The organism is Prevotella sp. oral taxon 299 str. F0039 (genome assembly GCF_000163055.2).
Taxonomy (GTDB): domain Bacteria; phylum Bacteroidota; class Bacteroidia; order Bacteroidales; family Bacteroidaceae; genus Prevotella.
The window spans coordinates 125,709-150,898 of the sequence record NC_022111.1 but is presented as its reverse complement, the minus strand read 5'-3'; the positions used below and the strand labels follow the sequence as shown (position 1 = coordinate 150,898).

The 25,190-nt window shown below is 37.6% G+C and carries 20 protein-coding genes and 1 pseudogene; 7 read left to right on the top strand and 14 right to left on the bottom strand.

The window, feature by feature from the left end:
- Positions 1–71: 71 nt before the first annotated feature.
- From HMPREF0669_RS03490 to HMPREF0669_RS03475, 4 genes are all read right to left on the bottom strand, one after another.
- Positions 72–704 carry a DUF4903 domain-containing protein gene (locus HMPREF0669_RS03490; RefSeq protein ID WP_009228512.1) on the bottom strand — a complete coding sequence of 211 codons (633 nt, stop codon included), beginning with the start codon at positions 702–704 and terminating at the stop codon, positions 72–74.
- A gap of 9 nt (positions 705–713) precedes the next feature.
- A complete protein-coding gene (locus tag HMPREF0669_RS03485; protein ID WP_232236470.1) occupies positions 714–1,157 on the bottom strand; it encodes a hypothetical protein in 444 nt (147 codons plus the stop codon).
- Between the two features lie 42 nt (positions 1,158–1,199).
- A complete protein-coding gene (locus tag HMPREF0669_RS03480; protein ID WP_020967129.1) occupies positions 1,200–2,594 on the bottom strand; it encodes a leucine-rich repeat domain-containing protein in 1,395 nt (464 codons plus the stop codon).
- Positions 2,595–2,694: 100 nt separating this feature from the next.
- On the bottom strand, positions 2,695–5,196 hold the full coding sequence (locus HMPREF0669_RS03475) for an outer membrane beta-barrel protein (protein ID WP_009228511.1): 2,502 nt from the start codon (positions 5,194–5,196) through the stop codon (positions 2,695–2,697).
- Positions 5,197–5,599: 403 nt separating this feature from the next.
- On the opposite strand from HMPREF0669_RS03475, the gene HMPREF0669_RS03470 reads away from it, so the two are divergent.
- Positions 5,600–7,195, top strand: a complete 1,596-nt coding sequence (locus HMPREF0669_RS03470; RefSeq protein ID WP_020967128.1) for a helicase C-terminal domain-containing protein — start codon at positions 5,600–5,602, stop codon at positions 7,193–7,195.
- 251 nt (positions 7,196–7,446) lie between these two features.
- Here the strand turns inward: HMPREF0669_RS03470 and HMPREF0669_RS03465 are convergent, their stop codons facing one another.
- The 7 genes and pseudogenes from HMPREF0669_RS03465 to HMPREF0669_RS10555 all read right to left on the bottom strand — a co-directional run.
- Positions 7,447–8,445, bottom strand: a complete 999-nt coding sequence (locus HMPREF0669_RS03465) for a nucleotidyl transferase AbiEii/AbiGii toxin family protein (RefSeq protein ID WP_009228509.1) — start codon at positions 8,443–8,445, stop codon at positions 7,447–7,449.
- On the bottom strand, positions 8,430–9,137 hold the full coding sequence (locus HMPREF0669_RS03460) for a DUF6088 family protein (RefSeq protein ID WP_009228508.1): 708 nt from the start codon (positions 9,135–9,137) through the stop codon (positions 8,430–8,432). Before HMPREF0669_RS03460 ends, HMPREF0669_RS03465 begins: the two co-directional genes overlap by 16 nt.
- A 90-nt stretch (positions 9,138–9,227) precedes the next feature.
- Positions 9,228–9,536, bottom strand: coding sequence for a helix-turn-helix domain-containing protein (locus HMPREF0669_RS03455; RefSeq protein WP_009228507.1), 309 nt, complete (start codon positions 9,534–9,536; stop codon positions 9,228–9,230).
- Entirely contained in the window at positions 9,524–11,587 is a 2,064-nt protein-coding gene (locus tag HMPREF0669_RS03450) for a bifunctional DNA primase/helicase (RefSeq protein WP_009228506.1), read from the bottom strand. The genes HMPREF0669_RS03455 and HMPREF0669_RS03450 overlap by 13 nt, the downstream gene beginning before the upstream one ends.
- Entirely contained in the window at positions 11,584–11,976 is a 393-nt protein-coding gene (locus HMPREF0669_RS03445) for a hypothetical protein (protein ID WP_009228505.1), read from the bottom strand. The genes HMPREF0669_RS03450 and HMPREF0669_RS03445 overlap by 4 nt, the downstream gene beginning before the upstream one ends.
- Complete coding sequence (locus HMPREF0669_RS03440) at positions 11,942–12,439, bottom strand: hypothetical protein (RefSeq protein WP_044045695.1); 498 nt, start codon at positions 12,437–12,439, stop codon at positions 11,942–11,944. Before HMPREF0669_RS03440 ends, HMPREF0669_RS03445 begins: the two co-directional genes overlap by 35 nt.
- A gap of 725 nt (positions 12,440–13,164) precedes the next feature.
- Positions 13,165–13,293: pseudogene (locus tag HMPREF0669_RS10555) on the bottom strand (DUF5053 domain-containing protein); the annotation flags it as partial.
- An 848-nt stretch (positions 13,294–14,141) separates the two neighbouring features.
- On the opposite strand from HMPREF0669_RS10555, the gene HMPREF0669_RS03435 reads away from it, so the two are divergent.
- On the top strand, positions 14,142–15,494 hold the full coding sequence (locus HMPREF0669_RS03435; RefSeq protein ID WP_232236469.1) for a hypothetical protein: 1,353 nt from the start codon (positions 14,142–14,144) through the stop codon (positions 15,492–15,494).
- Between the two features lie 245 nt (positions 15,495–15,739).
- Positions 15,740–18,256 carry an SLBB domain-containing protein gene (locus tag HMPREF0669_RS03430; protein WP_009228502.1) on the top strand — a complete coding sequence of 839 codons (2,517 nt, stop codon included), beginning with the start codon at positions 15,740–15,742 and terminating at the stop codon, positions 18,254–18,256.
- 187 nt (positions 18,257–18,443) lie between these two features.
- Here HMPREF0669_RS03430 and HMPREF0669_RS03425 read toward each other — a convergent pair whose 3' ends face one another.
- Positions 18,444–19,838: a hypothetical protein gene (locus tag HMPREF0669_RS03425; protein ID WP_009228501.1), complete on the bottom strand. Its 1,395-nt coding sequence runs from the start codon at positions 19,836–19,838 to the stop codon at positions 18,444–18,446.
- Between the two features lie 109 nt (positions 19,839–19,947).
- On the opposite strand from HMPREF0669_RS03425, the gene HMPREF0669_RS03420 reads away from it, so the two are divergent.
- The 4 genes from HMPREF0669_RS03420 to dinB all read left to right on the top strand — a co-directional run bounded on the left by HMPREF0669_RS03420 (position 19,948) and on the right by dinB (position 22,689).
- Entirely contained in the window at positions 19,948–20,601 is a 654-nt protein-coding gene (locus HMPREF0669_RS03420) for a DUF6249 domain-containing protein (RefSeq protein ID WP_009228500.1), read from the top strand.
- Positions 20,602–20,607: 6 nt separating this feature from the next.
- Entirely contained in the window at positions 20,608–21,147 is a 540-nt protein-coding gene (locus HMPREF0669_RS03415; RefSeq protein ID WP_009228499.1) for an RNA polymerase sigma factor, read from the top strand.
- Entirely contained in the window at positions 21,137–21,484 is a 348-nt protein-coding gene (locus HMPREF0669_RS03410; protein ID WP_020967125.1) for a DUF5056 domain-containing protein, read from the top strand. The genes HMPREF0669_RS03415 and HMPREF0669_RS03410 overlap by 11 nt, the downstream gene beginning before the upstream one ends.
- Before the next feature lie 140 nt (positions 21,485–21,624).
- On the top strand, positions 21,625–22,689 hold the full coding sequence (gene dinB / locus HMPREF0669_RS03405; protein ID WP_020967124.1) for a DNA polymerase IV: 1,065 nt from the start codon (positions 21,625–21,627) through the stop codon (positions 22,687–22,689).
- 76 nt (positions 22,690–22,765) lie between these two features.
- Here dinB and HMPREF0669_RS03400 read toward each other — a convergent pair whose 3' ends face one another.
- Together HMPREF0669_RS03400 and HMPREF0669_RS03395 are read right to left on the bottom strand one after the other, a co-directional pair.
- Positions 22,766–23,944 (bottom strand): MraY family glycosyltransferase, encoded by a 1,179-nt coding sequence (locus tag HMPREF0669_RS03400; RefSeq protein ID WP_009228496.1) that lies wholly within the window; start codon positions 23,942–23,944, stop codon positions 22,766–22,768.
- Positions 23,945–24,024: 80 nt separating this feature from the next.
- Positions 24,025–25,155, bottom strand: a complete 1,131-nt coding sequence (locus HMPREF0669_RS03395) for a nucleotidyltransferase family protein (protein ID WP_020967123.1) — start codon at positions 25,153–25,155, stop codon at positions 24,025–24,027.
- Positions 25,156–25,190 lie beyond the last annotated feature (35 nt).

Here is a 25,190-nt window from a genome sequence, read left to right as displayed (position 1 = left end):
TTTTATTATTGAAAAAGGAAGTGAAAGCACTCACAGCCCCTCACTTCCTTTATTGTCATATTTGTAACGTATTACAATCCGTGTTCCTTCTTATAGGCTGCCAAGTCCTTCTCGTATTGGGCAAACTCGGCTTCGTAATTGTTGATACGGTTCTTGTCGATGGTCTGCAAGAAACACTCGGAACGTACGTTCATCATGTTGTAATCAACTATGAATGTAATCTGGTTTGTTTTCACATTCAGATAGCCTTCTACACCTGCGCCACTTCCTTGCTGTACTCCGGAATCATCTTTAGGATTTCCCGTAACGCTACCGTCCTTACCCTTAAACTTTATCCAGCCATCCCCTTTATATTCGTCTTTTTCCCAAGAGTTGAGTTGCATAAACTTACATTTGCATGAGAAATACACAATCAATGGCATCTTGCCTACGGTAAAGCCATCGAGCGTCAGACGAAGACTGTCCTTCTCCCAATTGAAATTAAATTTAGTAGGACATCCTTGGGGCAGGAGGGTCTTATCGACCGTGTTCATTGTCGCTTTTGTGGAAAGGACAATATCTCCTGACAAAATATCCTTTGCCTCTTTTAGGTATTCCTGAGCGGGGGCTTTTTGTTCCAAATTGTCATCACTGTTACAGGAAGATAAACCCAATGAGAACACTGCCAAGAGGCAAAGGATACATTTTACTGTTATGAATCGCATGTCGCCTTGTTATGGTTGTAGCGTACCGTCAAAAGTAACAGAAGCAGGGAAGACAGGAACAAATTGCCAACCTGCGTATGTGTCAAGAACGAAATGGAGTTCATTATTTACAAGAGAGCCTGTAAAACTGGATAATTTAATTTTAATGGGTAATCCACCATCCAACAACATCAATTTACCGGCATAACCGCCTATGGGGGTCGTTGCTGTAACAACTCCGTTGTTGATAGAAACTTTAAGTTCTACTTTGATTGTTCCTGGCATCTTGCCAATAGGTCCCACTGTACCTCTCAAATCATACAGGTTACCACCAGTGCTTGTCAATGTAAAGCTCTGATTTGTAGCATCATTGTATGATTTCCCATTCATAGTAATGTTACTCAACGTACCATTGTAAGTACCTGTCTGCGCATTAGAATTTACTGCAAATCCTAAAATGCTGATTACCGTCAATACGGTAGAAATAAATAAATGTTTCATCTTTTTTATGTTTTGTTAATTATTAATTAGTGATGACCATTCAACTCCATCTATGTAGCCACCACCACTGGTCAAGACCTTGAGATACTTCTTGATAAAGTCTTTTGTTTCCTGTCTGTCAAACACGTCTTGCGTACACGCAAAAGAGGTTTTTTTATCGTAGGTATGAAATTCCGTCAATTCCGGATAGGTAACACGACAATTCGCAGATAAACCACCAAGTTCCAAATTGGATATCATCTTAAATTTGGACAAATCTACCTGTTCTAAACTCTTCATATTCGCAAATGTTATCATATAAGATCGCAATCCGCTTTTTTCCGGTAAAGCTATCTTTTTCAAATCCGGGCATTCTACAAAAACAAGTGAGGAACCACCGGGACCATCCTGTTCCTGCTCAATCGCTCTCTGACCAAACAGGGTACTATGGCTTAAATCTATTTCGCTAATACCGCTAACCTTTACCCATAGGAGACCTGTCATGTTTGTAGCATCCTCAAGATTGATGCCTTCAGAGGCATCCACGTCTGTCAATGACAAGGTCATGAGACCGCTACAGGGTCTCAGGTATGGGAGTTTCGCTTTGTTTGTCAGGTTTACAGTAAGAAGTTTGCCGTCCCAATAAGGATTGTTCACAATATATTGTACCCCTTCCAGTGTTTCAGCAGTGGCTACTCCATACCACTTATTAAATACACAGGCATTCGACCTATCTTTGTTGCTTAACCGCTTGCTGATGTCAATATGAATACCGTCTTCATCAAAGATGCTGGAAAAATATTTTTTGAAATTAGCCCTTATATTCTCATCAGGTATCTCGCGAATGGTATTGTATTTCTGCAAGTCGCCTTTTGCTGTTTCCATCTTCACGTCTATACTTCCAGACTCAATCTCTGCCTTCTTCTCTCGATAGAAACGCACAAGGTCTTTGATGTTGAACTTTGCTGTCTGTGGCAAGTACAATTTTGTGATTTTGTGCAACTGTGTTACGGTTTCATCACCATTCTCTTCCGTCTTTACATTCACCAGTCCTTCAAAGTCATAAATGTCGTTGCCCGTCAAATCTACACCGGTAATTTGTGCTGGCAGCTGAGCGAAGTCGAAAACAGGTCCATACCCGTTATTGGAGAGTTTTACATCTTTTAGGTTTGGAAGAATATCAAGACCGCTGAGATCCTTCAGGTTTGTACCGCTAAGGTCAAGCGATGTGGTATTGTTGGCCAAATCGTTGAGTTCCAACTTACCGTCTTTGTCGAACTGATAACCTTTCGATTTCAACACAGTCATCAATTCTGTATTTTTAAGGGAGTTTGTGCTGTAATGAACTGTATTATCATCACTGCTACATGAGGCAAGTCCCATCACAAGGAATACCAATACTGGTAATGTTAAATTCTTTACTATTTTCATTTTCGATAATAAATTAATTGTTTTGAGTTGCAAAGGTAGGAGCCTTGTTTGGATTTCACAATACCTATTTCTTATGATTTTATTTTTATTTTTGCAATCCTTATTTATTAGGATTTTGCTGTTTGTGAGAATTTTTATCTGTTTTACTTTTGGTAAGGCTAAAACGGTATCGCAGCGATACGAGGGCATAACTATGTATCTGCGGTCGGAAACTCTCGTGATACCCGTAACCTGAAACGGAACGGTTGAGGTCCCTTCGCCTATTCAGAATGTCGTTCCATTTGAATGAGAGCGTGGCTTGTTTCTTCCTGAGAAAACGCCACGATGCTCCCACGTTCAATAGCCACTGGTCATCATCTGTGGTTGAATAGGTTCCTCGGCGCAGATGACAATTTGCATCGCCCCATATTTCAATGTCGTGGGGAAGTTCTACTGTGCCGCTGATGCCACAGTCGTAGTCAATGGTATTTACATGGGTGTTTGTCAGTAAGTTGTTGGAACGGTAGAGTTGCCAACTGGCGTGTAGGTCAATATTCCCCCATTTCGGCTGGTAGTTCAATCGTAGGCTAACCTCATTACCCGTTGTATGTGTCTTGCTCTTCAAAGCATTACCGTACGTTTGTTCGTGAAAGAGATAGACGTGGTTTTTAAAAGAAGTTCTCATAGTACCAGAGAGCATCAGACGCTTCACTTGTTTCTGCCATTGCAGCATCCCGTCCACAGAATAATTTCCGTTGATATTGACAGTTCTGTATGTCCGTGCGCCAGTATTTGAGTCATACGTTACTTCCTCTGCAAAATCATTGAACGAGTTGTGGTAATTGCCCATAAAGGTAATACCATATTTTCTCTCATTTAATCTGATGGACAGTTGTTGTTGATAGGCTGGCTTCAACTGCGGATTGCCTATCTTCACGGACAGCGGGTTGCTCTTGTCATCAAGTGTCAGCAAAGCCTGTATGGAAGGCTGTTGTGTGTTTCCGTTATAACGCAGTTCAACTTCTATTTTTCCGTTGTTCCACTTTGCGCCGAACTTGGGCTTGTATTCCGTAGCCTTAACTGTATAGTCCACTGTTTCCGAATTGTGTTGCCGGCAGATATTCCTGCGTTGCCATTCTACATCAATGCCACTGTTTATCTTCCATTGCTTACCCTTATAATCCATTCTCAGGGCGAGTTCCTGCCCACATATAGATAGTGTGTTCTCATAACTTAGGCTATCTATGTATGGTCTATTCGGTATAGTATAGTCGTAAGTGTTGCTTGTGTTTCTATCCTCTTCGTGATGCAGTCCGTACCCTGTCTGCAATTTCAACTGTTTGCCAAAAGGATGGGTATATTGCAATGATATTCTGCTTTCGTTGCGCAGGGTGGGCAGTTGTTGGCAAAGATTGCGCAACAGTAGTGAATCTCCGCCCACAGCGTTGCGCAGGTGGTGGAATTTCGTCAGTGAAAGGCTGGTATTATTAGTTTCATTCGAGTTACCGCCAAGTGTCGCCTTCACGGTAAATGATGCCCCAGCCTTGCCAATCCGCCGTGTGAGGTCGGCAGATACATGGTAATTCTTTCCATTGCTTTTTGTGTTATTTCGCAGCGTTCCCGAGGTCAGCGTGTCCGCAGCCGTATTGCGCTCATATAGGTATGTTGTGTTGTCAGTCAGGTTGTCTGACCGTCCGAAGTTTCCATTTGCACTTATATTCAGCAAAGTCTTTTTGTCTATGTTATACTGCAGATTTATGTTTGCGGCATTACTGTGATTCTTGCTCAAGGAAAGCAGCATTGATTCCCGATATTTTGTTCCCGATGAAAGATATTGCTCATCATAGTCATGATTCTCGCTTCCATTGTGGAAGGCATTGAGTGAGAGGCTTGCATTGAGCGTAATTTTCTTACCAAATTTCTTCACGATATTGCCCGACAATATGTTTTGGAAATTGTTTCCCCCAATGTTCATATTACTAAGATTGTCAGAGCGCAAAGTCAGCGAGGTGTTTTCGCCATCGGCATTGAATAGATTGCCCTGTACCTCATCCCTGCGTCTGTCGCGATTGCCGTGTTCAGCCGTTAGTGTTCCTGTCAGGCTGCCATTGTAGGTAGATTTGGTCTTGATGTCCAGCACATAATTGTCAGCACCATCATCTACTCCCGTCATTTTCTCCAATGCGCTGAGCATGTCATACAGTTTCAGTAGTTCCACTGCATCGGTTGGCATATTCTCCAACGCTGCGATAATGTCGTTGCCCATAAAGGTCTCGCCATTGATGTTTACGCCGTTCAATGGCTTTCCTTTGAATGATAGTTGCCTGTTCGCCTTGTCGTATTCCATGCCCGGAATATTCCTGATTAAGTCTTCCAAGTTAGCACCTTTCCTTACTCGAAGGCAATCAGTATTGATAAACGTGGTGTCTTTTCTTATGGAAAACAATTTCCGCTGTCCAATAACTTGAACTTCATCGAGTTCTATCGTTTTATGTAATGAAGAAACATGTTTTCGAGTAGGGTATATAGTATCACCCACAACTAAATTCAAAATAGTAGCATTAGCAGTGGGAAACAGCAGAAGTAGAATGATGAAGATTAAAAGAATTCTTTTGATTATCATTTTGCAAAATTACCATTGTTCATAGATATATGCAATACCTTAAAATGGCGATTTTATAGAATTAGAAATGTCTAAGGTTGATTTTCATTGAAAAAACAACGTAAATACTTTGCTTATATGAATTATATCGCTATCTTTGCAACATCAAACAGAGAGTTCTTTGAGACTTTGCAGAATAAAGAAAGGGAAAGAAACTCGCTCGTTTCTTAGTCGTTCACCTTATCAGATTATATATTCTGCTTTTTATTAGTAATCAGTCGATTACATTCACCCCCATTACTTTTATGCGGAGATTTGCGATTTTCGCACTGCCAAGGACATCGGTATCGACCGCCCTGAGAAAAATGAGATACTGCATAACATACCGCCCACACCCGAGCAGGAGGTTTTTATCGGCAAGCTGATGGAGTTTGCCAAGAGTGGCGATGCTACAATCTTAGGACGAGCACCACTGAGTGAGAGCGAGGAAAGGGCAAAGATGCTTATCGCAACAGACTACGCCCGCAAGATGAGCCTTGATTTACGCATGATTGATGAAAATGCTTACTCAGATCATATAGATAACAAGGCAAGTCACTGTGCCAAGATGCTCAATGACTATTACCAAAAGTACGATGCACAGAAAGGGACGCAGTTCGTTTTCTCTGATTTAGGTACTTATAAGCCCGGTGGAGACTTCAATGTCTATTCGGAAATCAAGCGTAAGTTGGTAGAGGACTATCATATCCCGTCCTACGAGATACGCTTCATTCAGGAATGTAAGAACGAGAAAGCTAAGAAGGCGATGGTAGATGCGATGAACCGTGGTGATATTCGCATTATCTTCGGTTCTACCTCTATGTTGGGTACTGGCGTGAACGCACAGCAACGTGCCGTGGCGGTCCATCATTTGGACACGCCTTGGCGACCTTCGGACTTAGAGCAGCGTAACGGACGAGCTGTGCGCAAGGGAAACCTTATCGCCAAGGAGTTTGCGGACAACAAGGTTGATGTGATTATCTATGCCGTAGAGCGGTCTCTGGACAGCTACAAGTTCAATCTGCTGCATAACAAGCAATTGTTTATCAATCAGTTGAAGACCAATACGCTCGGTAGTCGTACCATTGACGAGGGCTCGATGGACGAGGATAGCGGTATGAACTTTTCAGAGTATGTTGCTGTGCTATCCGGTAATACAGACTTGTTAGAGAAAGCCAAACTCGACAAGAAGATTGCCACGCTGGAATCCGAGCGCAAGAATTTCCTCCGTGAGCGTGATGCCGCAACGGGAAAGTTGGCGGAGATTAACAGCTCCGTGTCTTTCCATTCGGACAAGATTAAGGAAGCCAAGGCGGACTTGGCATGCTTTGAGAAGCGTGTGGAGCGTGATAAGGACGGCAATCCAATCAATAAACTCACCATCAAAGGCGTGGAGGACAGTACGGACCTCAAAGTTATTGCTGCACGCCTGCAGGAGATTAACGACAAGGCACGCACCAAAGGCGAGTACAACAAAATCGGAGAGATTTATGGCTTTTCCATCATGGTGAAGACAGAGAGTACCTCAAAAGAACTGTTTGACTGCTCCGTGAACCGTTTCTTTGTCAAGGGGCAGGAGAGTATCTACTATACCTATAATAATGGTAAGTTGGCTACGGACCCGAAACTTGCGTGTCAGAATTTTATCAATGTCTTGGAGCGTATTCCAAAGGTAATAGAGTCGCATGAGAAGGAAATGGCAAAGGTTGTAGCCAATAAAGACATTTACACTAACATTGCCAACAGTTCTTGGAAAAAAGAGGACGAGCTTCGCTCACTTAAAAGTGAAGCTGCTGAATTGGACAGAAAGATTGCGCTTACCCTTACTCCGCCAGATGAAGAAAAGGAAGAAAAAGAGGAAATAAAGCAAGGAAAAGATTTATCCAACAACTCTGCCAAAATAAAGAATGAGAACAATCCTGCCCAAGACAAAGAGGAATATAGTCGTTTGCAGAGTTTCAGACCCAAGTGGAGACGTTAAAAGAATGGTTGTTTTTCTTTCCTGCAAGTAAACTAATAGTTGACTTATGAGGAAATTTCCGAACTATTCCCAAGAGGAAAATCAGCCAATATATATCTATGCGATAGTTAGACTTTGGCAATAAAATAAATATTTTGCCAAAATCTAACTGTTAGGTTTGAAGCCCTTTGTCATCAATCATCTCGCTTTCGTACTACCTCATCTATCTCCTCCCTTTGATATTTGCTTTAAGAATCTATAGAAGATAATCCCTATTCATTCGTGAGGTCAATTTCTCTCAAAGACTTCAGTATTTTCAGAAATGATGCTTTTATGGTATTTGAAGATGGAATATCTCGATAAGCTATAGCAGATAGGTTCTCTACGTATTTGGGAGTCAAAATCTCCCATAAATGATCAAAATCCACTACCAATGGAGACTGATTTATGTCTTTTAGGTCTTTCCAGCCCAAAGGCTCGTCAAAAGCTTGTTGGTCATGTTCCACCAAAATCTTTATGTCTCGAACAAATTCTTTTCTACATACATAATCTTCTAATTCTTTGATATTCAATAGCGCATTCAAGTCATAGAAGTGGCGTATTTTAGATGATAATGATGCAGTTGGCTGCTCGCTCATTGAAAAGCGAATGAGAGACACTATTTTCTCACACAAGGTTTGTCTAAGAGATAAGACATTCAGTTCAAAAGGTTCAAGGTGATACTTCTCTATCACATCTTCCATCTTTTGCTTTTTCAGATATGTAGTAACAAAAGGCTCTATCATCCTTTTCTCGTATGGAAAAGGATTGGCAAATGCACTAATCTCTACAATAATTCTTGCAGGAACAGGATTTACAGAAGTATCAAAACCTGTATATGCTGTATAGGAGAAGGCTTGTTTCCTGTATTTTGAGCCTTTGGATATATCTGAAAAGGTATTGTCCTCTGTCAAGCCCATAGTAACCTCTTTCATCAAATTTGATAAAAGTATTTTAACCTGATTGCCACTCATATCCCCGCTGATGACAGCAAAATCCACATCCTCTGAAAACCTATCTATCAGTTGATATGCCTTTGATAAAGAAGTTCCTCCCTTAAATACGATTTTTGACTCATAAGAACTTCTGGACAATGCACGAAGTATTCTTGAAATATGATAGTCTTTCTCTATTAACTGTATAGGGATTTTCAAATCTTCTGACGAAGTTTGTACCAATTCCATGAATAACTCAGTGTCTAAATATAGAGAATCTTTTATTGTATGTTCCATTGACTAGAAACTAAAGTTGGTGAGAGTCCGACTCTAAATCGTGTAAGTGGACTTAATGTTTGAAATAATGTAGCCGCAAGAGAATCATTGGTTAGCATTGAGCCCAATAAAGCTCGCGTGAGCGGAGAGTATTTTAAGGCAAGATTGACCAGTTGCGTCTGCTCATCCTTAGAGTAGTCATTGACTTTTGCCTTTAAGAGAATATATGATCTGTCAGTAGTTGTATCAGGTATCTTTTTAATCCACTTCAAGCAGTCTAATATACGCAGCATTTCGATATTACCTCGATTGATGGGATTTTTCTGCAATACAAAACGAATCGTATACATTCCACGTTTTCCGTTCCGTTTAGGGAAATTGGAGCCTATCTCAAGAGTTGAAGACTGTTGCGTTGTCAATCCAAACAAGTTGAATGCATAGAACCCGGTCAGATAACCTATAAGGGTGTCGTTGTCATAGAGTAAGTCACGGAATCGTTCTTCCATGGACGGACCAACAACACCAAATCTTGTTTGTTTGGGTTTATAATAAGTACCTCGACTGAGGCGCTCTATTTCACCCTCCTGAACCAGTCTTCCCAAAGTGACTACGGCCGCATTTTGCTCACTGCGAGAAAGCCCTAAGTCTTCCAATCGGAACACTTTTCCCGTCTCAAAATTTGAAATTTTATTTTTAATACTTTTGCTTGTCATACAAATTGTTCCTTTTGCAAAGGTACATATTTTGTTGTGTAAATGCAAGTATTTACACAACAAAATAACAGGAATTTAGTGTAAGGAGACTTACCAACCATCTCGCTTCCGTACCATTTCATCTATCTCTTTTCGAAGAAAAAGCAATCGACCATTAGCTTTGAGGTAAGGAATTTTACCTGCCCAAACCCAGTTATAGATAGTTTTCTGCTCAACTTTCAAGATTTTAGAAACATCTATGATGTCCAGATATTCCAGTTTCAAAGGTGGACGGACAGTTGTATCGACGGATTGCTCTTGCAGGACAAGTAGCTGGTCGAGTTTATTCTCGACAGTTCTTAGTTTATCAAACAATTGTTTGCACCAATCTGTTTCTGAAGTATCGTTTAAGTATGGCATAGTTCTCCTTTTTGATAGTTTCCACTTGTATCTTGCGTCAATATGCGCTGCTCTTTCATATATGCAATGTACTTTTTTGCAGTTCGGTCTTTAATCTCCATTTCACGCATCAGCACCTCACAAAGTTCCTGGTATGAAAGCCTTAGTTTGGTGCGAAATGCAGATTTGATGACAAGCAAGAGTTCATCGGTCTTGCGCTTTTCCTTATCTTCCTTCGACTTCTCGCCACGATAGACGTGCATGTCTTCAGTTTTATCCCAACCGAAGAGCATCATTGGAACATCTAATGGGCTTCCGTCACGGACTTTCAATGCCTTTACGACCGAATATTCAGGATTGTCGTCCTTTTCTATGGAGAGAATACCCGCCGCCTTACGTTGAAGTTCCGAACCAATATGCCCACGTAACTTTATGCCATTAGGCACAAAGTGAAGTACACAGACAATACAGGTATTGTAGATACCTGCCAATCGGTAGAGTTCATCTACAATGGCTATACTTTCCGTTTCATCGTTGGCTGAGCGTATCAAGTCAGCAATACCATCAATTACCACAATATGGATACCGCCATGCTTGTGATAGAACAAGTCCATACTCTCACGAATGATCTTTAGCCTGTCTTTGCGGGATAGTGATGCCAAGTAGAGTGAATGGTAGAACTCTGGTACAGCCTTTACTCCTGCCCGACGAAGTGTCTTTCCCAAGTTCTTGTGCAGTTGTGCTTCAGACTGCTCCGTATCATAGTGAAGAACCGCTAAGCCTTTTGGGTTAGCAGTTATCTCTAATCCCAATGTCTGTTCAGCTTGTAATCGTTCCGAACCAAGTGTGCCTGAAAGGATTCCAGAAATATAGTTGCTCTTACCTGTTCCTTCTCCACCTGTAATACAAAACAGATTATCCTGTGTTCCGAGTGGAACACCATTGACTGCCACAACTGATTTTGAAGCATCAGGTGGATTATCGTAGTCGATTTCACAAGATTTTAATATCATCATTGTCTGCGAATACATATTGGTAAACATATCAGAAAGGAGAACTTTCAAGTCATTCGAGTTATTTCCCAAGGCAAAGAAGTCAGATATATCTTTCTCTGACTTAATTCCTTGCAATGGTAAGGTCAAGCTCAAAACCTTATATTGAATGAGTGCATTTGTTTGTTGTTTGGCTTCTCTTATTCCCGTCTCATCAGTGTCATATAATATGATAATATGTCGAAAACGAAGCTGTAACCCTTCGATAATATTCTCAGGAATCTCTGCCGTCTCACTATTGAAACAAATAGCATTAAAACCATGGGCAGATAAAGATAGTACATCTTTCTCACCACCAGTGATGAATATGATATCTCCTTTACTGGGCAACTGTTGGAAGCCGAAGACATAATCGGTCACTTTCTCACCACCATAAAGAAAGCGTAGCTTACTTTTGGGACGATAAACCTTTACAAACGCCCCCATATTGTAAGCAAACATCGGCTCTTCATGTGTCGACCCTAATGTAAACGGCTTACCTTGATTAGAGATAGACTCATAACGAGCAAGCGACTTTACATGAAAACGTTGTAAGGTATTGGAATCAATACCATATTGTTGCCAATATTTCATTTCCTCGATACCAAAAGATTGTTCTATTAGTTTAAACCACTTCTTCTCTTCCATTAACTTTGGTTGGTCTGCAGGTTGTGAAATAGTCGGTTTAGGAGGTTTCATTATCATAGCTCGTTGTTCAAAGCGTTCTTGCTTTCCTATGTAGATGTTTAGTTGCAAGTCTCGAATAATAGTTTCAAGTACCTTAACAAAATCTTTCTTCACATCCAATCCTATCATTGTGGCAGCAAACCAAAAACAATCTCCAGAATAAGCATCATTTCCAAAGTCTTTCATGCGATAGCAGTCTGACTTTCTATCAAGATATATATTGCATGAAGCACGTTTATCTTCGTACAAAGGGTTACGAAAATTACGCTTAATCACGAAATCAATAGGCATATAGAAACAGAATATTTCAAGTCCTTTGTTGGTACGCAATAATATTTCTTCTTTGATGTTCATAGCTCTTCGAATAAGGTTTGAGATTCTCCCATATAGCCTTTTAGCACACCTTCCTTGTAAGCGTTTAAACGCTGCAAAGCCTCTAAACGACGAAAGCCCTTGAAAGTGGCTCTACCCGTCTTGACAGAGAGATAGAGTCCTTTAAATGGATAAACCACATGATTACTAGATACATATCTGTACGGGATAGAATTAGATTCCCTCCATCTTGCAAGTGATGCCTTGGATATTCCAAGCAGGTGCAGAACATCTGCCGAACTCAACTCAATCTTTTCCTCCAAAACGGAATAATCACGCTTTAGCTCCCTGATAAAGCAGGCTATCTGTCTAAATTCTTCACGAAGTGTTTGAAGTTCATTTATTAGGGAGAGTGTTTCGTGGTGTTCCATCTTCTTTAAGTAGGGTTTGGCAAAGATTAATAATAGCTGATAAAAATGGTTTCATTAGATGTTCTTTGTCGTGACTTGTTAGATGTCTCTTGAAATCCTCCATGAAGTTAAAAATTTTTATTCCGTCACTCGGCATAACCGCCATCAACACCTTAATCAATTTATCTTGTTCTATAGTTTCATAAAAACCGTTCACATGAGTCTTAGGCTCAATCATTGACTCTATGGTTCCCAAAGGAAGATGAATAACTAAAACTTCTTTCCCCAAGCCTGCAGCACACTTTCGATATGTGCTAAATCTTATATCCTTTTCCATCTTGCAAGCCTTAAGGAAATTTGAATACTCAATGCCACCTATATGAGCAGCTTCTTTTGCATTATCACATAAAAGAACTAAACTCTCAAGTGTAGGGCTACTAATATAAAGATGCCCTTTGGGTTTTAATTTGTTTTTATTAGCCATAATATACATAATTGTAATTATTATAGCTGCAAAGTTCCTAATGAAATAGGCTTTAGATAGAATATTAAAATACCATTTTCTGGTAGTATAATACCATTTTACGCATTGATAATCAACGGTAAAAAAAAATAAGGTAAGGTCCATCAATGCAAGGTGCAAGACCTATTTATATATATAGGCTTGCACCTTGCACTGAAAATTGTAGCCAAAGAATCTATAAAACATTTTCTATCAAATATTTGGAGGATGTATCATCTTTTTGTAACTTTGAACCTGAAAAATAAGAAGTACATGCGACTTCTATACGTGCTCTCAAGTTTATCTAAAATGGCTACAAATTGGCTACAGTAGAAATTGAGATTATGCTAAAAGTCTGATTATCAAGAAGTAATATAGGTAAGTTCATTTACCACCAGCTCCACAATCGATACAAAACTCTTGCAAACTCCATTGCTTTTAGAATGTAAAAGCAATGGAGTTTTATCGTAATAGCAATGCTTTTGCCATGCAATTTGCATGCTTTTGAAAACAAATATAAAACAACTCGTACACGATTTTGAACACGAAAATTGATAAAAATAAGACACTTTTTGCAGTGCTTATATCGTAAAATATAAAATTATATCGTTTTATTTTAAGGTGATATTGCGTAACATAAAAACCAAAAAGACACCCCTTAATAAAAGGGGTGTTGCTATCCAAAGGATAAAGTAGCGGTGTTAAAGTTAAATCTCAACAATGTTGACAATCCTTTGTTTCATATTTTTTTGAGCACAGTTTTTTATTCGTCCTGCAATATCTAATAAAGCATTTCTTAAATTCTCAATCTCTTCCTCTGTGAATTCCTCATTATCTTTTGTAAACTTAGAACTTAACCACGTATAAGGTTTATCTAAATAACTCTCTGCAAATTTAAATCATAGAGTTTTAGAAGGAAAAGTTTGTAATTCAAGACAATAGTCCAAATCTATTATCATGATAGAAATATTCTTAAAAATTGAACTTTAATAATATCTTCTTTTTGCAGAAGAATTTAGCATATTATTCTTGTTCTGTAAAATTTCTCTCTAATTCATTGTCATAAAGAATGCTCCTAAAAATACTTTTGGGGAGTATTTCTCTGAATATTCGCCTCAAATTCATTCAAATAAGAGTTTTTAGTAACTATTACTAATTGAAACCCAAAGTAATCTCCTTTGTGCTATACGTATCTGTAATGCAGAGAAATAAAGGCTTATAGAACTTTCAAACAGTTTTTAGCATACAGCAATATTAGCATATATATTGTTGTAATTTCACAAAAAAGGTGCAGAACTCATCTAAGATATAAAATAATTCTGTAACTTTGTCCTCAGTGACAATAGTATTTTTGTTTGTAATTCTTTGTATTTCATTACCTTAAGATCACAACAAATTTACTAGCATTTATAAATTGCCTAACTTATATTATTTAATTACATAGTAACTATTCTCTTTTGTAACAATGAAAAATAAGCTTTTTCTCCCAATTCTATTGCTTTCTAGCATTTGTTTGCACGCTCAATCCCCAAAAAGAACAACGAGTTTTAAAGATATTCAAATCACAAATAAAGTACAACACAACACAAATATTAAAACTTCTCCTATTCAATCTGAAGCCCGTTCTACTACTTCCCTTGAGCAAATGATCAAAGATTTCTTTACTTCACAATTGGATAAAGAAATGATTGAAATACCCGAGAAAGAACTTTATAATAAAAAAATCAATACTTCTTCAATTGCTCAAGAGCAGGATAAAATTTGGAAATTGTGGGTAGAAGTTAATAAAAAAAGTCTTGAACAGAGTGAATTTAGCAAAGTTCTACAAGGACAACATGAATTAATTTGGGACTTACCACAACGACAAAAAATGAAAGCAACAATGCTAACCAGAGGTACAACTCCTGAAGGTGGTTTCCCTCTTTTTATTTCTTTGCATGGTGGTGGTAAGGACTTTGTAAATAACCCCTGGGATTCTCAATCCAATACCATTGCTTATAATTCCAACATAAGTCTTGCAACTCATGAAAGAGAATGGTTTACTTTGTTTTTTATTCCACGTATGGCAGACGATAGAATTGGTCGTTGGTATTTGCAACCACAGCGTGCATTGATCAGAAAAGTATGCAGGTTAGCTGCAGTTTCTGGCTTTGTAAACCCTAAAAAGATTTATATTTTTGGCTATTCAGAAGGTGGCTATGGTTCACATAGACTGGCATTGTTCATGCCCGACTATTTTGCAGGGGCTTCTCCTATCGCAGCTTGTGAGCCTTTGAAAGCACCCGAAAACCTTAGAAATATACCATTTTCTATATATATGGGCGAAGAAGATAATGGCTTTGAACGTGCTTCATATGCTCGTTTATGGAAGGATAAGTTAGCAGAACTACAAAAACAGGCACAAAATGACTACATTCACAAAGTAAATATGATTCCAGGAATAGGCCATCATATCAGTCCTTACACTCATACAACCTGGCTCTTACAACACGAGAAGCATACTTATCCTAATAATATCACCTACTTATATTATAATATGACATCTGATTATGATGAAGAAGCATATTCTAACGGAGTATATTATCTTGATTTCCGTGAGTTAAAACATCAACCCAATGCAGAAGTTTTATTTAAGGTTGAACATAATGGCAATATATTTAATATTACAACAGATGATATAAATAACACTAAGGTACAAGGTTCTTTGGGCTTATTCATCAATGATGTAGACTTTAGCAAGCCAATAGAAGTATATAAAGAGGGTAAATTAGTTTTTAGACAACTTGTTCAACCCAACATCGGTGCCATGGCAGATGCGCTTAGTTTGTGGTGCGATCCATTACGAATCTTCCCGGCAAAGATCACAATTCCGATGAATGCCCATCACTTCTCTACTGGTATAACTACTCAAGTTGCAAGCGATACATACGAAATAGCTCGTTATAACATTTTAGGAAAAAACATAGATAAACCAGAAAGAGGGATTAATATAGTGAAGATGAGTGATGGAACCACACACAAAGAGCTAATAAAATAATATTTTTAACGTGAAGTTCGATGAATTATATTAATACTATACTTCAAGTATTTCCGGAAGTTTTCTTACTTTTTCAAAGAGTTTTAAAACTATAAAGTATATAAAAACAAATAATTATACAACAAAAAACAACTCTAAACGTTAATAAATAAACATATAGCAATAATACAAGTGGCATATTATTACCTACTAAATATTACATTATCATTTATAAATACATAGAATTTAAGAAAACAAACATATTCATGAAAAAACTATTTTTCTGCATATTTTTATTAATAAGTGCAACGCAATGCTTATATGCGCAATCTGGAATGAGCGACGATCAAGTGATTCGAATGATTCAAAAAGAGCAAAAAGCAGGCTCATCTCAAGCACAAATCGTTACAAAACTGATGCAAAGCGGTGTAGATATCTCTCAAATTAGAAGATTAAAGGATAAATACGACCGCCAAAAGAATCAAAAAGGACTAGGCAATGTGAATGATGAAACATTGCAACCAAATGATTCTAGAATGCGTAAAAACAAACAAGACACAGCCAATAGCGCATTAAATAAATATTCTAACAATCGCATTCAGCGTAATAGTGCAGACAGAATAGAAATCAATGAGAAAGATTCTGAATTCTTATTGATGCAAAAAGAATTATCATATTTAACCCCCAAAGATTCTATTGAGTGGCTAAAAGAGTTGCTTGAGGAGAAAAGTAAGATGAAGAAAAGGGTGTTCGGACGAGATATTTTCAACAATAAAGAGTTATCATTCGAGCCTAATATGAATATAGCAACACCTCAACGATATGTATTAGGACCAGGAGATAACGTCATAATTGATGTTTATGGGGCTTCACAAAAAACATTTAATGTTGTTGTTTCTCCTGATGGTGAGGTGACAATAGAAGACTTTGGTCCTATAAAAGTGAGCGGACTAACTGTTGAACAGGCAAATGCTAAGGTGCGTTCGCTATTGGGTGCACGTTATAGTAGCTCGAAAACAAAGCTCACTGTGGGTCAAACTAAGACCATGATGGTGAATGTTATGGGTGAAGTTAAAGTGCCTGGAACATATACCCTTTCTGCTTTTGCAACCGTATTTCATGCTCTTTATATGGCAGGAGGTATCAACGACCTCGGTACTTTGCGCAATATTAAGGTATATCGTCAAAACCGTTTGGTTACAGTTGTAGACATATACGATTATATTCTCAATGGAAAACTAACAGGAAACATTCGTCTAATGGATAATGACGTAATTGTTGTTGGTCCTTACGACTGCTTGGTTACCATCTCAGGAAAGGTAAAACGCCCTATGATTTACGAAATGAAGAAGAGCGAAAGCGTTGGCTCTATCATTAAATATGCTGGTGGTTTCACTGGAGATGCTTACACTAAGGCTGTTCGCTTACTACGAAAAGCAGGCAGAGAATATTCTATTTTCAACATTGGAGAATTCGATATCAATTCGTTTCACTTAGCTGATGGCGACTCTATCGGCGTTGATTCAATCATTAATCGATATGAAAACATGGTTGAAATCAAAGGTGCTATCTTCCGTCCAGGTATGTATAACATCGGAAAAGACATCAATAGCGTACGCACTTTAATTGAACATGCAGAAGGATTAACCGAAGAAGCATTTACAAATCGTGCTATTATTCATCGTATGAAGAGTGATAGAACGCTCGAAGTTATTGCTGTTGATATCAAAGGAATAATGGATGGAAGTGTTGCTGACGTGCCTTTGAAGAAAAATGACGTTCTTTTTATTCCCACAAAGAGTGAAATGCAAACCAAAAGAACAATTACTATACATGGCGAAGTGAATTATCCTGGAATGTATGTGTATGCAGATCACGAAACACTTGAAGACTTTATTCTACAAGCAGGAGGCCTAAAAGACAAGGCATCTATCATTAAAGTAGACGTAGCTCGTCGTATATTGAATCCTAAAGCCATAACCAATGATAGCGTAATTGCTAAAACTTACACCTTTGCATTAAAGGAAGGATTCGTTATTGATGGTATTCCTGGATTCGAATTACAGCCCTTTGATGAGGTATATGTACGCAAAAGCCCTGGTTACAGCCATCAACAAAATATCCAAGTAGAAGGAAATGTGATGTTTGCAGGTACTTATACACTATCAAGTAAGAACGAACGACTCAGCGATATCATTAAGAAAGCAGGCGGAGTAACCGACCTTGCTTATGTACCTGGTGCACGTTTAGAGCGCAGAATCACTCCCGATGAGCGATTAAGAATGCAAACTGTAATCAAAATGGCTCAGATGCAAAGTGGCAAAAAAGACTCTCTTGATATGAAAAAGCTTGATTTAGGCGATACATATTATGTGGGTATCGAACTTGACAAGGCTTTAAAAGAACCAGGAGGAGATGCCGATTTGGTGCTAAGAGAATTCGATAGAATCATCGTTCCCGAGTATAATGGAACCGTAAAAATTAGCGGTGACGTGATGTATCCAAACACTGTGGCTTACGAAAAGGGCCGAAAAGCAAGCTGGTATATCAACCAATCAGGTGGATGGGGCAACAGAGCGAAGAAAAGTCACACATATATCGTGTATATGAATGGTACTGTTGCGAAAGTAGGACATAACGCAAAAGTACGCCCGGGATGTGAGATTATAGTGCCAAGTAAACCCGAAAACTCAGGAAAGACATTGACTCAATGGCTCTCTATTGGCACTTCTGTGGCATCAATAGCTACAATGATTGCATCTATGGCAAATATTCTTCGCTAATAAAATTAGAGATATAAATATAAAATATCTACTTATAAAGCAATCCTACGATCTATATCACTTGATCGTAGGATTGCTTTATAACTTCAAGACAATGATTAGAATACACCAGAACGATGAAATTAAATCATTCAAGAATGTTTTTTCTAAATGAAAGTTTTATTTTTGATACAAAATAACCCACCTTTTACAAGGTAATAACACTGGGAATAGCTTCGGGAAGATATCCACTTTTAATCTTCCATTCATTCAAATACAAGTTATTGGCTCTGTTTCCAAGATTATTTACGAATCCTATTGGTTGATTGTTATAGGTAATCAGTACAATACCTTTAGGTGTTTCAGCCGACAGAGTGATGGCTTCTTTTCGTAAGAAAGATATCGCTTGTTGGTAAGAAACTTCTTTATTGTAAAACGCTTGTCGATTGATTTGGATGGAAAAGGCTAGAGAAGGGTGAGGAATAAAGTTCTTTCCCTTTTGCGTACCCAATATAATTCCCGCATGAAGAATGCGCAATTGGTTGGCAACTTGTTCATAAAGAGGAACCAAGATCTGTGGAATAGCCATTACCTTTTCGTTCTTTTCTACGAGTGAATAGCTACTTTGGTTTTGCAACCAGTTGTCGAACGACTTTGAGTTGACGTTGCTTTGCTTGCTCTTCTTTATCTTGTTGGCACGAGCATAATGCTCACTCGTTTTGCGAAGAACGCACATAAAGAGTCCTTCTCCTTTACTAATACCAGGTAAAAAGCGATAACCTTTCACCTTATTAAATAGTGCAGGGGTGATATTCCAGCTACTATCGATCTCTATGTCGATACATTCTGCTCCCAATTCGTCGATAATCCATTCTACATTCTCTTCGTTTTCGAGGGCATTAAACGTGCAAGTTGAATAGATAAGTATGCCGTTTTCTTTTAGATTATGCCATATATCGCTCACAATTTCACGTTGAAGTTGTTGACATTTTTCTACATATTGACAGCTCCATTGATTAATTGCGTCCTCGTCTTTGCGAAACATTCCCTCGCCTGAACAAGGCACATCGGCAAGAATAAGGTCGAAAGCAAGATCCGTTTTCTTATAATCTGCTGCATAATTATTCGTTACAATGACGTCGGAATGACCAAATTTCTCTATATTTTCAACTAAGATGTTAGCACGATTATATATCGCTTCGTTCGCAAAAAGAACACTTTCATTGGGAAGAAGGGTGCGCAATAGGGTTGTTTTTCCACCAGGAGCAGCACACAAATCGAGTGCCATTAGTGGCTGGTGAGGCAACACTTGTTTTAAGACATGATATAAAAACATTGACGAAGCCTCTTGAACATAATAACAACCTGCATGAAAGAGTGGATCAAAAGTGAAGTTTGGACGTTCTGAAAGATAGTAACCTTCGCCACACCAAGGCACTTGTTGAGGGGCAAGAGCTGTTGAAACGCTTGCCGAAGTTACCTTAAATGGATTGAAACGAATACTGGTTGAAGGAGCCATCTCGAGCCCTTTTTGGAGCAATACAAATCGTTCTTCACCTAATAATTCCCTTGTTTGGGTTATAAAGTCTTTGGGTAAATTCATCACTTTATGCTTTTTTCAATTGCAAAAGTAGAAAAAAAACACTTTCTTTGCAACTAATCGATATGTCATTGCGTCTAATTAGTAAAACAAAACAAAAGTAATTTAGAATATGAAAAGATTAAGTTTAGCTTTAATGTTGCTCTTTTCAACAACATTATGTGTAGTTTCTACTGCTCAAAAACATAGAAACCATTTAAATAAAACAGAACAAACAACCACTACAAATATTGCAGATTCGATGAGAAATAGTAGTGCTTCGATATTAAATTCTGTTGATTCAGATTTTGATGACGATGGATTTGACGGAAGATTTGATCATGACGAAGATAATATCAACGACTTAAAGGCTATCGAAAACGGACTTAATACCTTTCAATCTTATGGTGTTTGGGGGTTTGCTGTGCTCGCTTTAATGATTATTTGTGCTATTGTTGCAGTGTTGTTGCCTGTTGTTTTATTGATAGTATTGTTGCGATATATCATTAAACGACAAGATACCAAGGCACAATTAGAGCAAATGCGCATTAAACAAGCAATGGAACAGCCTGTGAATCGTGAAGAATATTGGGCGCACGAAGATGAATTTGCATGGCGAAAAGGCGTGCAGTTGGTGGCACTTGGCGCAGGTTTGGCATTCTTTTTCTTTATACTTGGAGCAGGACCTCTATCTGGAATTGGCTTACTTATTCTATGTATAGGACTTGGAAAATTGTATATTGGAAAGCGTGCGAAAAAGAATCGTGAGGAAAATACAGAAGAATAATATCCTGTGAAGCCGTTAGACGACATATCATTAGTTACTCAAGTTGCCGTATTTCGCAAAAAACGTGCATTTGATAAACTTGTACTAAAGTATCAAGAGGGCGTTCGTCGGTTCTTTTTGAATCAGACCTTGGGTAACGAACTCTTATCTGATGATCTGTCACAAGAAACCTTTATCAAAGCTTATACGCACATTGCACATTTTAAAGGCTTATCTAACTTCTCTACATGGTTATACAGAATAGCGTATAATGTGTACTACGATTATGTTAGAAGTCCTAAAAATGCAGCCCATTTTGATATAACTGAGCTGAAAACACACGCTACAACGGGAAGTGATAGTATGCTAAAGTTAGACTTATACGAGGCTTTTCAAACCCTGAACGATAAAGAGCGAACGTGTATAACCTTGCAATTGATTGAAGGATATGCCATAGATAAAATTGCAACGATTATGAATTTGCCCTCAGGAACAGTGAAATCGCACCTTTCAAGAGGCAAAGAAAAACTCTCAACATATTTAAAGAACAATGGATATGATCAATAAACATGACGAAGAACAAATACTTCAATTTCTTGAAAAGAATAAACAAACCATCCAAGACGATGGCTTTTCAGACAGAGTGATGCAGCAACTACCTCCCAATAGTTCTATCTGGGACCGTTTATGGCAGTGGCTTGTAGGAATAGTGTCAGTGGTATTGTTCTTTGTGTTGGGAGGATTAACAACGATGAAGCATTTATTTCTAAGCTTTTTAGGGGACTTTTGGGGAGAGATGGCATCGATGAATGTATCGCTTCCATCGCCTTTAATACTCATTGTTGCACTTGTTACACTGCTTTGGGTAGCAGTTTTTGAGACTGAAAAAATGCTAAAAGATTAAAAAACGAACCCTCTTTGGATAAGTTTCTGATTTGTATTTCTGATCATAATATATTGAATTTAGACTCTAAATAAAGAAAAAATTATTCCTTTTTTTATATCTTTGCCTATATGTTAGAACGAAAAATAATACATATAGATATGGATTCGTTCTTTGCTTCGGTTGAACAACGAGATAATGCGGAACTAAAAGGAAAACCGATTGCAGTAGGATCTGATACAATTAGAGGCGTAGTGAGTACTGCTAGCTATGAAGCACGATTATTTGGAGTACGATCTGCTATGTCTGTTGTTAAAGCAAAGCAACTATGCCCACAGCTTATTTTAGTTCCTCCCCGCTTTAATATATACAAAGAGGTATCAAAAACAATACATGAAGTATTTCATGACTATACAGAATTGATAGAACCTTTATCTCTTGATGAGGCTTTTTTAGATATAACTGCTTGTACTTCAACATATGATAAAGCTATTAATATAGCCAAAGAGATAAAAGAAAAAATACAACAACGCACTCAATTAACAGCTTCTGCTGGTATTTCATATAATAAATTTTTAGCAAAAATCGCATCAGATTATAATAAGCCTAATGGATTATTTGTTCTTACGGAAGCAGAAGCCCTTGACTTTATCGATAATTTGGTGATTGAACGCTTTTGGGGAATAGGTCGGAAAACAGCTCTTCGATTGCATGATATGGGAATTTTCACTGGTAAAGACTTAAAAAGCTTATCACAGAAACGCTTAATTGACATCTTCGGCAAGCCTGGAAACCTATATTATAATTTCTCAAGAGGTATAGATAACCGAGCTGTACATACTGATAGCATACGTAAATCAGTGGGATGTGAATGTACCTTTGAGAAGGACTTACAGGATAATAGTGCACTTACGATTGAACTTTATCATCTTGTTTTAGATTTAGTTCGTCGCATTGAGAAAACACATTTCAAAGGAAAAACATTGACGTTGAAAGTAAAGTATGCTGATTTTCATCAAATAACACGAAGTGTAACAAGTGTAAATGTCTTCAATACAAAAGATCAAATTCTACCAGTTGCAAAGAGATTATTATTTGACATCAAGAACTTTGATTGCTCAATTCGGCTGATGGGATTGTCAATATCTAACCCTTCCACAAATAAACTACAAGAAAAACTGAAAAAATATCAAGAAGGAGACTTATTTATTGATAATGCATTATAATAGAAGAACACAACTATAGAACATAAATTAAAATATATAAATAACATGAGTTCAACGACACATGTTATTTATATAATCATATTCTATCCACAAAATTTCTCATTTTACAATAAAACGGACCTACTTCTACATGACTTTTCTTTGCAAGATAAGCTAAGATACGATAAGGTTTCTTAGAGTGGTCTAATCGTCTTACTACATAAAAAACACCTGTTGTGTTACTAAAGCCAATAAGAAATACTACAAGAAATTGAAGTGTTGCATTTCCACCTAGTAAATATGTTATCAGCCAAGCTAGTATATTAAAGAGGTTAAGTGATAGAACCATAAACGAAGTTCCTAAATGTGAGAAACCAATCTCTATAAACAAATGGTGCAAGTGACTTCTATCAGCATGGAAAGGAGAAGTACATTTTATGATTCTACCTATCATTACACGGAGTGTATCAAACACAGGTACTGATAAAATAGATAAACAGAATGCCACGACTCCAATGTTAGGAAAACGTAGAGCCACAATAGATGTATTATCTAAGGTGCGCATACAGAAGATAGACATGAGCATTCCCATCATCAAAGTGCCACTATCACCGATAAACATCTTTGATGTTTTTCCAAAAAGATTATGAAAGAAAAATGGAATAATAGCTCCTAAACCTAACATCGACATAACGACCATGGTTCCATCATTGGCAGAAATAAATAAAGTTCCAAAAGAAACGCATGCCAAGATACAAAATCCAGAAGATAAACCATCTACTCCATCTATCATATTTATGGCATTAATGATACCTACACTACCTACAATACAAAGAGGTGCAGATAGATATACGGGAAGTTTTTCAATACCAAATAAACCATGAAAATGATTCATACTACTTTGATCCATATATGCAATAAAGGCAACAACAAGTATTTCTATTACCAATCTCAATGTTGGTGAAAGCCCTAGTACATCATCTAAAGTACCAATATAAATCATCACTGTAAGAGCAACAATTGAGGTTAGCAAAGCATGGCTATGAAAAACCATACTAGTTATACCTGCACCAATAACAATTCCCCAATAAACAGCCACTCCACCTAGTACAGGAATAGGTGTTTTTTGAAGTTTTCTATAGTCTGGTTTATCTACAATATCCTTTAACAATGCAGACTTAACGATCTTTGGATGAATCCAAAACACCAATAACATTGAGCTTATCAAAGGCAAAAGAATACCTAAATTAAATATTCGAAGAGATATATGTCCCATAATGTTATTATTTTATTTTTTTCAGACAACATTGATATAACTATAATATTACAAAAGATGATAGACTAATTATTTTCTCATCATCTAGTCTTTAATGTTTTTATAAATCGCATAAAACCATCTTTGAAGAAAGAAGGAATGCCATATAAAGCCTCTTCTGGAAAGGTTATAATATTTCTAAACTGCATTTCAAGGTGTCCTTTCATTGCAACAAAACGTTGAACAAGAATATTTTTTGAGGTTGTTTGTATACGTTTGTCATAATATCCAAAGTTTCCTGAATCGAGAATGAAACGCAATAAACGTTTAGCATCTTTCTTATACCTATTATTATATAAAGGCATAACCTCTTCTGGACAACCTAAATAGTCTACAGCCATTGTAGCAAAAACACTCCAAACCTTTGTTAATCCAAGATATTCTATATCCTTTAATAGTTCTGTTCTATCAATATCGCCTTTATGTGTATACAGATAGCGCATCCAATCGCTCAATTGCCTTAATCCAACAGCACTTCCAAAATAGTGTCGAACCGCATGCAGGAAGATGAAAAGAGCATCGAAATGCACTGGAGGTAAAACTGCCTTAGCCTCGTCTATATTACATTTCAAAGGAGTCTTTTGGGCAAATATTTGCTTAGTCCAGCTCATTATATTCTTCATTGTCTTACGATTTATAGCCCCATGAATACCACCATGCAACTCAACAACAATATCTTTACAAATAAATAGTGCATGAACTCCATTAAGATCCGTATCTGTCATTGGTACAGAAAAGTATTTATGAAGTTCATCTACCGCTTTTTTATACTCATTACTTTCTAGAAAAAACAAGTCGATATCACCCGATTGACGCAACAAAGGATTTGGATAACATTGTGCAACTCCTTGCCCTTTTAAAAGGAATGCTTTAATCTTTAGTTTTTCGCAGGCATCAAATAGTTCTATAAGGAGCTTGTTCATGCCCTTATTTGCTTGTTCGATGTTTGAAGTAAGCATTATTAAATTAAAGTAAATATTTTGATTTGGCTTGAGGTGTGCGGGCAACTTACTAATAACATTGGTACATACTCCAATAACAGTTTGAGCTATCATCAATTCTTTTATGCCTTCCCAATCAGTCGAATCATTAAATATATCTTCATTTAAAGGCTTTTCCCAAATTCCACTTCTATACAATTCTAGGAATTGTTTTTCTGTTTTTGTGAACATACAAGCTTATTTTTAATGTGTTTCTTCTTATTCAA